This window comes from Chryseobacterium sp. UNC8MFCol, from assembly GCF_000482305.1.
GTDB lineage: Bacteria > Bacteroidota > Bacteroidia > Flavobacteriales > Weeksellaceae > Chryseobacterium > Chryseobacterium indologenes.
On sequence record NZ_AXUZ01000015.1, the window covers coordinates 137,383 to 151,576 of the forward strand.

General features: G+C 37.0%; 12 protein-coding genes. 7 read left to right on the forward strand and 5 right to left on the reverse strand.

From position 1 onward, the window contains the following. Nucleotides 1–236: 236 nt before the first annotated feature. The 3 genes from M030_RS0109940 to M030_RS23970 all read left to right on the forward strand — a co-directional run bounded on the left by M030_RS0109940 (nt 237) and on the right by M030_RS23970 (nt 4,757). A complete protein-coding gene (locus tag M030_RS0109940) occupies nt 237–2,477 on the forward strand; it encodes a CocE/NonD family hydrolase (protein WP_027373367.1) in 2,241 nt (746 codons plus the stop codon). A 104-nt stretch (nt 2,478–2,581) separates the two neighbouring features. Further along, complete coding sequence (locus M030_RS0109945) at nt 2,582–4,264, forward strand: APC family permease (RefSeq protein WP_027373368.1); 1,683 nt, start codon at nt 2,582–2,584, stop codon at nt 4,262–4,264. Nucleotides 4,265–4,409: 145 nt separating this feature from the next. Further along, the gene (locus M030_RS23970; RefSeq protein ID WP_034722405.1) at nt 4,410–4,757 is read left to right on the forward strand and encodes a DUF962 domain-containing protein; all 348 of its coding nucleotides are present in this window, start codon (nt 4,410–4,412) and stop codon (nt 4,755–4,757) included. Nucleotides 4,758–4,901: 144 nt separating this feature from the next. On the opposite strand, the gene M030_RS0109955 is transcribed toward M030_RS23970, so the two are convergent. Continuing rightward, on the reverse strand, nt 4,902–5,366 hold the full coding sequence (locus tag M030_RS0109955; protein ID WP_027373369.1) for a lipocalin family protein: 465 nt from the start codon (nt 5,364–5,366) through the stop codon (nt 4,902–4,904). Between the two features lie 133 nt (nt 5,367–5,499). Continuing rightward, a complete protein-coding gene (locus M030_RS0109960; RefSeq protein ID WP_027373370.1) occupies nt 5,500–7,521 on the reverse strand; it encodes a hypothetical protein in 2,022 nt (673 codons plus the stop codon). Between the two features lie 149 nt (nt 7,522–7,670). Between M030_RS0109960 and M030_RS25890 the strand changes: the two genes are divergently transcribed. Then, a complete protein-coding gene (locus M030_RS25890; protein ID WP_081735578.1) occupies nt 7,671–8,285 on the forward strand; it encodes a DUF4377 domain-containing protein in 615 nt (204 codons plus the stop codon). A 174-nt stretch (nt 8,286–8,459) separates the two neighbouring features. Here the strand turns inward: M030_RS25890 and M030_RS0109970 are convergent, their stop codons facing one another. Both M030_RS0109970 and M030_RS0109975 read right to left on the reverse strand, forming a co-directional pair. After that, nucleotides 8,460–9,398: an SPFH domain-containing protein gene (locus M030_RS0109970; protein WP_027373371.1), complete on the reverse strand. Its 939-nt coding sequence runs from the start codon at nt 9,396–9,398 to the stop codon at nt 8,460–8,462. A 130-nt stretch (nt 9,399–9,528) separates the two neighbouring features. Continuing rightward, nucleotides 9,529–10,884 (reverse strand): deoxyguanosinetriphosphate triphosphohydrolase, encoded by a 1,356-nt coding sequence (locus tag M030_RS0109975; protein ID WP_027373372.1) that lies wholly within the window; start codon nt 10,882–10,884, stop codon nt 9,529–9,531. Nucleotides 10,885–11,046: 162 nt separating this feature from the next. Here M030_RS0109975 and M030_RS0109980 point away from each other — a divergent pair, with 162 nt between their 5' ends. From M030_RS0109980 to M030_RS0109995, 3 genes are all read left to right on the forward strand, one after another. Then, nucleotides 11,047–11,673 carry a class I SAM-dependent methyltransferase gene (locus M030_RS0109980; RefSeq protein ID WP_027373373.1) on the forward strand — a complete coding sequence of 209 codons (627 nt, stop codon included), beginning with the start codon at nt 11,047–11,049 and terminating at the stop codon, nt 11,671–11,673. A 123-nt stretch (nt 11,674–11,796) separates the two neighbouring features. Continuing rightward, entirely contained in the window at nt 11,797–12,531 is a 735-nt protein-coding gene (locus M030_RS0109985) for a DNA-formamidopyrimidine glycosylase family protein (protein WP_027373374.1), read from the forward strand. Between the two features lie 431 nt (nt 12,532–12,962). Further along, the gene (locus tag M030_RS0109995) at nt 12,963–13,619 is read left to right on the forward strand and encodes a glycosyltransferase family 32 protein (RefSeq protein ID WP_027373375.1); all 657 of its coding nucleotides are present in this window, start codon (nt 12,963–12,965) and stop codon (nt 13,617–13,619) included. Here M030_RS0109995 and M030_RS0110000 read toward each other — a convergent pair. Then, nucleotides 13,616–13,951, reverse strand: a complete 336-nt coding sequence (locus M030_RS0110000; RefSeq protein ID WP_027373376.1) for a DMT family transporter — start codon at nt 13,949–13,951, stop codon at nt 13,616–13,618. The genes M030_RS0109995 and M030_RS0110000 overlap by 4 nt on opposite strands. Nucleotides 13,952–14,194 lie beyond the last annotated feature (243 nt).

The window sequence follows — 14,194 nt, forward strand, 5'->3', positions numbered from 1 at the left end:
GTCTAAATAAGTTAACGAAAATATTAAAAACTTATTGTTTAAGCAAGTTTTAACAGAGGTAAAACCTAAAATAATGATTTAACAACAATGAAAATCATTTCACTGTATCATGATAAAATTTCTTACTTTAGTTTGCTAAAAAATGTAAACAATTTTAACAATCAGGTATCAAAAACATATTTTGACCCGATACTCTTTCAACAGCAGCTAAAAACATACCATAAACATCCTCTGACATGAAATTTAAGATACTTTTAGCATTAATTTTTGTCAACCTGATCCAGGCACAAAAGTTTTATTTTCCGAAAACGGCAGTCACAGACTCTGTTATTCTGGATAAACAGATGCCTCAACTTGCACTGAAGGTAATCACTCAGCTTCAGTCGGCAAAGTACAAACCTGAAAACAAAGTTGATTATCTGGACAACCTTTTCCGTCTACAGATGGCCACTCAGGATTATCAACAATCAATAGCAAGCCTTTCTGAAAACCGATCTCTTTTTGCAGATCACAATATGGGCGGATACAGACTTATGGGATTTGAATTGTATAGCAGGGCTAAACTTGCCCAAAAGGAAAATAATATGACCTTTTCCAATGCACTTCAGAAAGTCTTTAATCAAAAATATGACCGCCTTCCTGAAAAGCTGATTCCCAGACTGGGACTAAGTCTGGACGCCAATGTGCCGGAATCAAGAAAGCAATTTAAAAAAATACTGAATAAACAAAAAGATAAAGATAGTATTGATTATAAAACGGCCCTGGCTTTATGTAAAGCTTATGTAAGTTACAAAACCTTCTCAGGAATTAAACCACAGGTTATGCAACTGCTGGTTTCAAAAGATAAAGAAAGGTTCATTACAGAAACCAAGGATATTACCTTAAAAAACAGAAATACCTTAACGATTACTATTGTCAGGAAAAAGCAGAATACCACTCCACTGCCTGTTATTCTGACGAGCAATATCTATGCAGGCCAGATAGATGATTTTTTTGGAAAAAGAGCTGCTACGTATAATTATGTAGGAGCTGTAGTCAATACCCGCGGAAAAAGAAACAGTAATAACGTAAACAATCCTTTTGAACACGAGTCGGAAGACATCTATGATGTAATAGACTGGGTGAGCAAACAGCCATGGAGCAACGGAAAAGTAGGAATGATCGGGGGAAGCTACCTGGGTTTCAGCCAGTGGGCTGCTGTAAAGAAACTACACCCTGCATTAAAAACAATAGTTCCGCAGGTTGCAGTAGGTATCGGAATCGACTATCCTGCGCAGAACAATATCTTCATGAGCTATATGTTGCAGTGGATACAGTACGTTACCAATAATAAATTGACAGATGAAGCAGATTTTACCAATGCTGCAAAATGGGATTCCATCAATACAAAATGGTATAAGAGTGGCAAAGCATTCCGGTCGCTTGATTCGATAAGCGGTAAGCCTAGCAAAATCTTTCAGAGATGGCTGGATCATCCGGGCTATGACCAATACTGGCAGAAAATGATTCCTTACAAGGAAGATTTCAGTAAAATAAATATCCCGATCTTAACGACAACCGGATATTATGATGATGACCAGATCGGTGCTCTGTACTACTATAAGGAACATCATCAATATAATAAAAATGCAGACCATTATGTGGTTATTGGTCCTTATAATCATGGAGGGGCACAAAGTTTCGGATTCACCTACGTGAATGGCAATCCTATTGATCCTGTGGCGCGTATTAGTATTGACGATCTTGCATTTTCATGGTTCGATTATATTCTAAAAGGGGGTAAAAAGCCTGATCTGTTAAAAGACAGGATCAATTTTCAGGTTATGAACACCAATACATGGAAACATGTATCCGGTCTTGATAAAATGCACACGTCCACCCTCAAGTTTTATCTTCAAGATCTGAAAAACACTTCATCAGTATTTAATAAACCCGGGAAAAAAGACTTTACCAGTCAAACCGTTGATTTCACGATCAGGGATGATAAAGACACCTATTATAAATCCGGTAAAAAAGACAGCATTAAAACAACAAATTCAATTGTATTTGAAAGTGAAGTACTTGATAAAGAGATGATCTTCAGTGGAAATATATCAGGATTTTTTAATGTTTCCATTAACAAAAAAGATTTTGATACTGAAACTTCACTCTATCAGATACAACCTGACGGCAAATCTTTTTTATTATCAACACACATGGTAAGAGCAAGCTATGCAAAAGATAATGCTGGACGAAAGCTTTTGACTCCGGATGTCATTGAGCAAATTCCTGTAAATAACTCAATATTCATGAGTAAAAAAATAGAAAAAGGAAGTAAATTATTACTATTAGTAGGTGTTAACAAGAATCCCAACTGGCAGATCAATTACGGAACCGGTAAAAATGTGAGTGATGAAACGGTTCAGGATGCGGGGAAACCCTTAGAGATCAAATGGTACAATGACAGCTATGTGGAAATACCTGTTTATAAAGACTAAAGGTTGTTTGCCAAGCAATTTTATCCAAATGTCGTTAACAACTGTTAACATCAAAATAAAAAATCATTACATTTGCTTTTTTTCAAATCAAATATAGTTATTGAATGAGTCAACTTTTTAGAAGAAAAATCTATTCAGATACAGATACTTCAACGGGACTTTTAAGGGTCTTAGGTGTATGGGACATTGTATTTTTTGGTATTGCGGCGATTATAGGAGCTGGAAGTTTCAGTAGTTTGGGGGAAGCCGTTTTCAGAGGGGGTCCCGGTGTAATCCTTCTATATTTGATTTGTGGTTTTGCCTGTGGCTTTACGGCCTTATGCTATGCTGAATTTGCCAGCAGGATTCCTACAGCCGGTTCGGCGTATACCTATGCCTATGCGAGTTTTGGGGAATTGATTGCCTGGGTCATCGGCTGGGCACTGATCATGGAATATTCTTTTGGTAATATCTATGTAGCCTTTTCATGGTCGGATTATTTTACCAGCTTTTTAGGCCGTTTGGGAATGCACATTCCTGATTATCTGACCTGCAGCTATACCGAAGCGATGAAAGCTGTTAAAAACGGCTCCGAAAATAAAGAACTTTTAAACGCCTGGAAAACCGCTCCTATGATCGGAAGCCTGAAATTCATTGTAGACATTCCTGCATTGGTGATCAACGGCCTAATTACATGGCTTTGTTATGTTGGAGTAAAGGAAAGTAAAAATTTCAACAATTCTTTAGTGATTCTAAAACTGGGGGTAATTGTTTTGGTTATTCTGGTTGGGTTTGCTTATATCAATACTGATAACTGGACGCCCGTAAGTCCTACGACAGGAGTTCCTTCGTTTATGCCTAATGGTTTTGCCGGTGTAATGAGTGCCGTATCTGGGGTATTCTTCGCTTATATAGGATTTGATGCCCTGAGTGTACTTTCGGAAGAAACAAAAGATCCACAGAAGACCCTTCCCAAGGGAATGATCATTTCACTTGTTTTATGTACTGTCATCTATATTGCTCTAACATTGGTCCTAACGGGGATGGTAGATTACAAAAAGTTTGATGGTGTAGGTGACCCGCTTTCATTTATATTTGAGAAAACCAACGCTAATGTAGCCTGGATGGAGCTTGTTGTTTCCTTTGTGGCTATTGTCGCGATTACGACAGTATTATTGGTATTCCAAATGGGGCAACCGAGAATCTGGTATGCGATGAGCCGTGACGGGCTGATGCCTGCAAGGTTTCAGAAAGTGCATCCAAAATACAAAACTCCTTCTTATGCGACGATTGTTACCGGAATTGTAGTAGGGATCCCTATTTTATTTACAGATAAGACCTTTATCCTTGATTTCACGAGTATCGGAACTATTTTCGCGTTCGTACTGGTATGTGCAGGTGTTCTTGTACTTCCTGCCAAAGAAAAAATCAAAGGCAGATTTCACCTTCCGTATGTAAATGGTAAAATCATATTCCCTGTTATTTTCATCGGTGGATTGATCGCTTTCTACTATTGGCAACCAGAATTTTTCCATACATTAATGGATTGGTCGGATGCTAAGGAGGGAGAATTCAGAGCGTCTATTTTCTTCTTTATTGTCATTAATCTGATCTTGTGTATCGTGGCCTTTGTGAAAAACCTTTCTTTAATCCCTTTAATCGGGCTAAGCTCTTGTCTGTACCTGCTTACCGGGATGAGCCATGAAAACTGGTTCTGGTTTGGGATGTGGTTCCTGGTCGGGATGGTTATTTACTTCTTCTACGGATACAAGAACAGTAAACTCGGAAAAGAATTAAGAAATAATTAAAATTAAAACTGCACTATACTGAAAGGGCAAAACTGCAAACAGGTAATGATTACATTTTCCTCTGGCAGTTTTGCCCTTTCTTTGTTTTATCAAAGCGGCAAACTTATTGCTACAGATCCTGGGTAAACCCTAAACTAATTTGGCCATGTCTGAAAGAATAAAAACATACAAGGAATTTTATCAGTTTTATCTTACCGAGCACAGTAAAACAGGGACAAGAATTTTCCACTTTATAGGTACGTTGCTTGTCTTTTTCGTGATCGGTTATGTCATCAGTTCGGGAAAAGAACGTTTTCTATGGTACGTCCCTATTTTTGGCTATGGATTTGCCTGGTTCAGCCACGCAGTAATTGAAAGAAATAAGCCTGCCACATTCAAATATCCGTTGTGGTCTCTGATTTCAGATTTCAGGTTATTTTTTGAGTTGTTGATTGGTAAACAAAAGTTCAGAGACAATAGTCCACAGCCTCAGAGCACCTCGGGAGAAGACTAATTTCTTTATGAGTTAATGTACAGCAGGTATAAGTAAATTGCCGCAAATTCAATACTTCGCGGCAATTTACTTTGACCGTAATGTATACTAATTTTTGCTATCAACAAAGACAGTGCAAAAGAGAATAATGCCTGCCACATCTTATCAGTATTGTTTTTCGAGAATATTGTAATGAATGGTATTCATTACTTTTTCTGCCAGCCTATCTCCATCCACGTGAACGGGCTTCGGTTTGTAATCAGAAAATGTCATGGTTTTATCTTTATTAAAAGTCACTACCACTTCTTCGAGAATATTCTTATCGTCCACATAAAACTGGATTCTGTCATCTATAATCCTCCACAGAGAAAGTCTCGGTTCGGACGGACTGCAATCCCCTACACTTCCTTCAATATAATTATAAACCGCAAAACCGTCTTCACGGATTGCATAATTCCTCATGAGGCGGCAATTGTCAAAATCTTTAACGATTTTCTTTTTATTTTCATAGAAACCGGCTTCTTTTAGTTTCCAGAAACCGATGACATTTTCTTTTTTAAGTTGCTTCTGTTGAGCACTGATTAAAGAAGATGTTGCCATAAGAAAAGCAACAGGTAATATTTTATGCATTATTAAATTTGTTGAAGTGGAGCTATTTCAGGCGAAGATACAATAATTAAGTAAATTCTACCCGCCGCTTATGGTGTCTAAAGAATTCGGGGGCAGCTTCGCTGCCCCCGAATTCTCAAAATCAGATAGATAACTATTTAAACTTTTTCTTAAAGCTAAATTTCAGACTATTTAACAACCCCGGCTCGATAATATCAATTCCCAGCCCGAAATTACTGTCAGCAACCGTATGATGATCTTCCCTGAACCTTTCAAACTCAGCTTGCGGAATTTCGAGGTTTACAAGAGGATTATATTCGATAAACACACTGGCTCCGTTTTTAGCAATTTTCTTACGGCTTTTAAAGTCAAAATAAGGATTCGCTATGGTACTTTCCTGCACCGTATATTTCTCTCCTGTATCAATTTTCTGGTCTGTATACAGGTTGATTTCATACTTTTCACTATCATAATTATGCCAGAAAGGGAGGTCTTTATGCATAAAATCCCTTGCTGCTGCCTTTACAAGGTTTCGGTCAAAGTACATAAGGAAACGCGTCTTCTGCGGATCTACATAATACGGATTTTCAACGGTAGCTGTATAGCGGATCTTTACTTCATTCAGTTTTTTATCATCACTTTCTACTTCAATAGCAGCATCTTTGAATATATTTCTGACATCGGTTCCGTTCCTGTCGTTGGAATAATTCAGGCTATAAAATAGGAAACTGTTCCAGCTGTCGATGATTTCTCGTTTGTTGGTATTTTTAAAATACCTTCTCATCGCATTGGCACGATTCCCTTTATAAATGGTAACCAGATCAAGTTTTCCGGAATTGCCCTGAACATTGAAATCAACTTTTTCGTTCACACAGTAATACGGAAACCTGTAAGATTTCCTTACCTGCAACTCCTGGTCTTTTTTCACTTCCAGATAATGCATAAAATACAAAAATCCTCTGTTTTCAATCAACCCGAATTCATCACGTACTGTTGCATCAATAAAATATTCTTCCCCTTTATAATTCACTTTTACCACAACATGATTAAAGCTTAATAATGATGGAAGGTAATATTTAATATAATAATCGGTATTGAAATTAACCAATACCACAGAAGCTTCAACTCCGATATAATCAAGGATAACTTTTAAAAGGACAGATTTTGCTTTACAATCTCCCTGCTTATTTTCATACGTTACGGACGGTTCCTGTGGCTTATGTCCATTCATCTCGTCAGCATTGAATACATAATAGATATGATTCTGAACATACTCAATCGCAAACTGAAGTTTTTCATCCATATCCGAAATGGCATCCAGCTTTTCAATAAGATTAGGAGCAAAATCTTTGACTGAAGATTGTCTGATAACCTCATCGTACATCGGGGTAATATAGTTTGAAAGGTCTTTCCAATTACTTTCTGTAGCAAAATCTATATAAGGAAATATTTCACGTCCCGAGTCTACAGGATTGATATAATTCTGCTTTTCAATAACAAATTGTTCTCCTTTCTTTAAATGGTTAATCTCCGGTTCCAGAACATTTCCCATCTCATCCCTGAAGAACGTCTTTTTGTACGCTATTGTCTGTTCACGTTCGTTGATGAATGTAAACGTAAAGCTACCATAAGCCCAATAATTATCGGGACTCACCCATACATATTTTGAAAATGCTTTTCTCAGAAAATCACGATCCGTAAATACTTTTACCCTGGTATCTTCTAAAATTAAAACATCATACAGCCTGAGATCTTTTATTGTAATATTGATTTTTTTATTACTGCTTAAAACACCGCCGCTGCTTTGATTTTCGCTGTCCAGTACTTTAATCTTGGTATCCGGGATTTTGTCAATAAGCACTCCATCTCTTAAAACACTGATTCTGTGGATCTGATAAACTTCATTTTCTTCGACAATAACATCTGAAACAGAAGCTCTTTCTAAGTTTCCGGGCTCATTCAGAGTGTAAGCCATAAAGATGTACTCACTGTTCTCAGTATTGCTGCTGTAATATTTTTTGTCTAGGAAATAACAGTAATCCCGTCCTTCGTTAATCTGTTTTTTCGCAAATTCAGAGTCCTTGATTCGGTCTTGTAATTCCTGGTCTCCGATAGTTCCTGCCCACATTTCAGGTTGTTGAATCTTATAATTTTCAACTTGAATTTGATTTTCCATATTTATTGTAAAAATTATGTCTTCTGGTTACAAATAGTAAGAAGTTCAAATTAAACAATTAAAAAATGAAAAAACAATAGCAGAACTACGACACTTTCAGAAAAAATTTCGGCACGGTAATTGCGAGGTATGGCGTAAAAATCAAGTTTATGAAAATTTTAGCAACAATTCTAAAAGGAACAGCACCCGCATTGGCATTATTTGCAATGACACAATGTACTACAACAAGCAGTTTATCTTCAGCTGATGAAAAAACGTTCATTGTAGGACCACAAACTGCAGATTGTACAGGGGTAGCTCCTATGAAATGTCTGCAGGTAAAAGAAAAAGCATCTGAAAACTGGACGAATTTCTATACCAACATTGAAGGATTTACTTACGAACCTGGATATGAATATGTTTTAAAAGTAAAAACTGAAAAAATAGCTAACCCACCGGCTGATGGATCTTCCATAAAATACACTCTTGTAAAGCAGGTTTCTAAAGTAAAAAAAGAGGCTTTGTCTGCTGACGAGAAAACAATTATTGTAGGTTCTCAGACCGTAGATTGCTCTGCAGGGGCAGGACGTATGAAATGTATGCAGGTAAAGGAAAAGGCTTCAGAAAACTGGACCAACTTCTACAGCAATATTGAAGGATTCACATACGAACCTGGCTATGAATATGTTCTGAAAGTAAAAACAGAAAAAATAGCTAATCCTCCGGCTGACGCCTCTTCTATAAAATACACATTGGTAGAACAAGTTTCTAAAACGAAAAAGTAATTATATAAAAAATCTCCTGAAATTTCAGGAGATTTTTTTATTTTACAGGTTCGATGCAAGGCTGAAAATTAGTATCAGAGAGAAAATATGTCAACTTATCTAAGCCGATCTGAAAAATATTTATACCTCCCTCTGCTTTTGGCTACCACAACTTTCAACTTTCAATTTTCCTATCTAGTAGCCCGTTTCTTTCTTAGGCGGATCCGGATACTTTCCTTTTGTAGCCTCACCCACTGTATTGGCAGTGGTCATCGCTACAACCAGGTCGTTCAGCATATTGCTGGCTGCAGTCGGAGAATTGGGAAGAAGAACCAGATTACTCCGGTTACTCGCTCCTACCGAATGCAAAGTATCATAATGTTGGGTCACCACAATAAGCGCTGATGCTTCATGTGAATTGATATCTACATTATTCAGCATCCTTACGGATTCTTCAAGGCCCTTGGCAATTTCTCTTCTTTGATCTGCAATTCCCTGCCCCTGTAATTTTTTAGACTCTGCTTCTGCTTTGGCTACGGCAACAATACGGATTCTTTGTGCTTCGGATTCATATTCCGCAGCTGTTTTTTCCCTTTCTGCCGCATTGATACGGTTCATCGCATGTTTTACCTGCTCATCCGGATCGATATCTGTAACTAAAGCTTTGATGATATCATACCCATAGCTGTTCATCGCGTCCTGAAGTTCACTTTTTACAGCAATAGCAACATCGTCTTTCCTTACAAAGACATCATCCAGTTTCAGCTTTGGAACTTCAGCACGCACCACATCAAAAACGAAAGAAGTAATTTGATTTTCCGGATTTTCCAATCGGTAATAGGCATCACCGACCTGGCTTCGGATGACCTGATACTGAACAGAAATTTTCATTTTGATGAAAACATTATCCAATGTTTTTGTATCAATCATCACATCGAGCTGTTGAATTCTGAGATTAAGCCTTTTGGCAATCTGATCAATAATCGGAAGCTTAAGATGCAGCCCGGAATGTTTTACAGCACGAAATTTTCCAAAACGTTCAATAATCGCTGCAGTCTCTTGTTTTACCACAAAAAACGATGCGAATAAAATGATTAGCCCGAAAAAGATAACGGGAGCAAGATAAATACCCATGGTTTAATTTTTATAATAAGTCGTTAAAAATATACGCTTCGTTAATCATCTTCATCAATTTTAACCTTAAAAGGAAAAAACGATTTTACAATGGTTGGCGATTTCTATAAATATACCACTTATTTTCAAATTAAACGGTCATCCCGATATCAATTCCTTTAATCTTTCTGTATAAATCGGTAGCGTAATTATCCGTCATTCCTGAAACAAAATCGATGATTCCCAATACTTTCTGATAGTCTGTTCCGTTTTCATAGACGAATTGTCTCGGGAGCAACTTCAGTGCTTTTTTATCATATGACTTTCTTTCATCTTCAGGTTTCAGGATAGAAGGAATGAAATGGTCAAGCAATTCGTACATTACATTGTAACCCGCATTCTCAATTTCGACAACGGCTTTGTGGTTGTAAATCTTTTCGATAGAAAAGGATTCTATATCCTGCAGGGCAGAATTTTCTGATTTATAAATATCCAGAAGTCCCTGACCGAGATTTCCTTCAAGAATGGTTTTGAAATTTTGTTTATAGATTTCCAGAGACTTATTGATTAAGGCATTGATCGCTTTTGCTCTAAGGTAGGAAATCTTTTCATTTTCATTAGAAATGGAAGTCAGTTTATTCTTAACACGATCAATATCGTTACTTTCTGATTTTACCAATTCAAAGAAAAGGTTTTCGCAATCGGAAGTAGAGACAATTCCCAGCCTGTGGGCATCTTCCATATCGATAATATTATAGCAGATATCATCGGCAGCTTCCACCAGCCAGACAAACGGATGCCTTTTAAATATATGAGGCTCTTCACTTTCTGATATAAGCTGGGTTCCTTTGGCAATTTCAAGGAAAATATCTTTTTCATTCTGGAAAAAACCAAATTTCTTACGGTGGATAATTCCTTTTTTCTTGGCAATCGCTTCACATGGATATTTGGCAATACTTGCCAATGTTGAAAAGGTAAGCTGGATACCGCCGGCATCTTTTCCTTGCTGCTGCTGAGCCAGCACCCTGATGGCATTGGCATTACCTTCAAAATTGACCAGATCCGCCCATTCTTTATCATTGAATTTGTCTTTCAGGTCCTTTTCATTTCTTTCAAAATAGCTCGCAATAGCGTCTTCACCGGAATGACCAAATGCCGGATTACCTACATCATGACATAAGCATCCTGCAGCAATCACATTCCCTAAATTATACAGGTAGAAGTTTTTTGCCTCTTCAGTAAGGTCATTTTTGAAATCTTCGGCAATGAATTCACCAATTATACTCCCTAAACTTCTTCCTACAGACGACACTTCAAGTGAATGCGTCAGCCTGTTGTGTACAAAAACACTTCCGGGAAGCGGAAAAACCTGTGTCTTATTCTGCAATCTTCTGAAGGCGGATGAGAAGATGATTCTGTCGAAATCTCTTTGAAAATCAGTTCTTGAAGCTTTAGTATGTGGATTGTTTCCTGTACGTTGATTGGTAAAAATCTGGTTTAAATTCATCATTTTTCAAAATTACTCCAAATTTTAGTTTTATGGAATAGCATCGGGAGATTTCTTAAATATATGCAATCATTCAAAAAATCTATGGTTACCACAGTTTTTTACGTTGATCATTACAGGCAAAAACATCTTACATTTGAGGGAAAATAAAAACTATTATAAATGAGAGATCATACCTGGCTTGAGAAATGGAATGAAAGATATACTCAGGAAGAATTTGTATACGGAACTGAACCCAATCTGTATTTACAAGAAAAACTGGCATCGTTGAAACCCGGAACTATTTTATTCCCGGCAGACGGTGAAGGGCGTAATTCTGTATATTCTGCTATGCAGGGCTGGAAAGCATCAGCTTTCGATATCAGTAAACAGGGCAGAAACAAAGCATTGCAACTTGCTGCACAAAACAACGTAAGCATCGATTATCAGGTGGGAGAATTGCAGACTCTTCGTTTTAATAAACAGCAATTTGATGTCATTGCATTGATCTATGCTCATTTTCCCGGAGATATAAAATCTGCTGTGCATCGGATGCTGGATCAATATCTCCGTAAAGGTGGATTCGTTATTTTTGAAGCTTTCAGTAAGAAACATCTCGGATATGTCACAAAAAATGAAAAAGTGGGCGGGCCGAGAGATCTTGAATCATTATTTTCAATAGAGGAAATCAGCGCCGATTTTCCTGATTATGATATTAAAGAGCTTAAAGAAGTGGAAATTGAGCTTAATGAAGGCCTGTTTCATAACGGAACAGGTTCTGTTATTCGATTTGTAGGGCAAAAACGATAAAACTTAGAGTAAATATATACCAATGGTCGGAATATTCCGGAGATTCTGACCTTTTTTATTCTTGTAAATGGTATTTTTTGCTTAACGGAATAGTATTTGAAGTTTTATCTGAAAATAAATACCATGCCTGAAGGTCCCTCCATAATTTTAATGAAAGAAAGTCTGCAGCCATTTGTCGGAAAACAAGTTACAGAAGCTTCAGGCAACGCTAAATTTGATAAAGAGCCTTTACTTGGACAAATTCTGCTTGAGATCCGTACATTCGGGAAACAAACCTATCTTGTTTTTGAAAGATTGGTGATCCGGATTCATTTATTAATGTTTGGGTCGTACAGCATTGATGAACAGACAAAACCCGATCAAAGCCTGAGACTCGCACTCTTCTTCTCCGCAGGCGCCATGTATTTTTACACTTGTTCCGTTAAAGCCGTTGAAATGGAGTTCCTTACCACCATTGATTGGAAAGCTGACATTATGAGCGACGAATGGGATCCCAAAAAAGCAGAAAAGAAATTAAAATCGCACCCCGACATGATGGTCTGTGATGCCTTGATGGATCAGGATATTTTTTCAGGTGTGGGAAATATTATTAAGAATGAAGTACTTTTCAGAATCGGAGTCCAACCTGAGAGTCTGTTGGGAAATTTACCCAAAAAAAAGCTTAATGAGCTCATTGCAGAGGCGAGAAATTACAGCTTTGATTTCCTGAGATGGAAAAGGGAGTTTACATTGAAAAAACATTGGCTCGTTCATACAAAATCTCTATGCCCTGTCTGCGGGCAGAAACTGATCAAAAAACAAACCGGTAAAGGGAAAAGAAGAAGCTTTTATTGCGAAAAGGATCAAAAACTGTATTGATAAAGATTCTTCACCATTCATTTAGCGTAATGTAAGCTTTCTGTTATAAGAACACCACCACTCCACTACAATCCCAATCTCCGTTTTCAACTTTCAATTATCCATTAATTAAATACATAAAACTCCACAACAGCGGGAGTTTTTTCATTTGTACTGCTACCGAAATTCATGATTTGACTTTCTATATTAATTTTACTTAACAATTTTCTAATGTTATCTTAATTCCTTTAATCATATTTTAATTCTATTCACAAGCGTCTCTAATCCGGTCATTCTAGTTTTGTAGAATAAAACAAGTCGGTCACATCAAACTAATAGTTACCGCTACCATAAGCAATTCCACCTGTATTACTATTTCCATGAAACCAATCATAGCATGAATTCCCTTTGAAAATGCAGGGTTTATTAATGAGATGACAAATACATAGAATATGGCCATACCCAAACAAATATTTCAGACCTTCAAAACAAAGAAACTTCCGTTACTGACCAGGTTTCATATCTGGAATATGAAAAGAAAAAATCCTGAATACCATTATTTTTTCTACGAAGACAGTGACATAGAAAGATTTTTATCTGAAGAATTTCCTCCGGAATATATTAACTGCTATCAGAGATTAACCATTGGAGCTGCAAAAGCTGATTTTTTCCGTTATGCTATTCTCTATAAAAAGGGAGGCGTGTACCTGGATGTAGACAGCGCAATTACAAAGCCTTTGCGAGAGCTTATATATGAGGAGGATGAAGCTGTCATCAGTGTTGAAAGACACGAAAACCTGTATGTTCAGTGGGCGCTTATTTTCAGCCAAAACCATCCTTTTTTAAAGAAAACCCTAGAATTGATACTTTATAATATTGAAAACCACTGCTACCCTAATGACGTACATGCAACAACAGGTCCTGCTGTATTCACAAGAGGAATAAGGCAATCATTACAAGAAAACCCTGATATTCCGTATACTTTATTTAATGGAATTGAATTCCGCGGTTATTTACAATTCAAATATAAACTAGGGAAATTTTTCCTGTACAAAAGTAAATCTCAACATTGGAAACGGCTCCAGACCACCCAGGATATCATTGTTTAATGGGTTCCCATTTTCGAAAATACATTAATAATAATCACTCCAAGGACAATCAATAGGATTCCTATAATAGCCGGTAAATCAGGCACCTGTTTAAACACTATTACTCCGATCATTGTTATAAAAACAATTCCTACTCCGGACCAGATGGCATAGGTAATTCCGACAGGGATCTGACGAAGGGTGAGACTCAGACAATAAAAAGCACAGGCATATCCTATAACCGTAACCAGAGAGGGCCACAATTTTGAAAATTCTTCCGACTTCTTTAAAAAAGTAGTAGCTATGATTTCAAATATAATTGCCAGAGCAAGGAAAATATAACTGCGTCCCATATGTATTCTTTACTGCAAAAATACTAAAAACTGATTTGTATTCTTAAAAGACGGTAATGATGGGGCTATGTTCATCATATGATTTCCTGTTGATTTTCATCGATTAATCATTTTAACCTGTTAATACATAACGGTTTATTTTTTTAAACAACTAATTTGTATGAATAGCTGACTTCCTGAAGGTGATCATATTCTTCTTTATACTGTCACATAAAGTGTCATGAAATATGACAGGTGACAAAA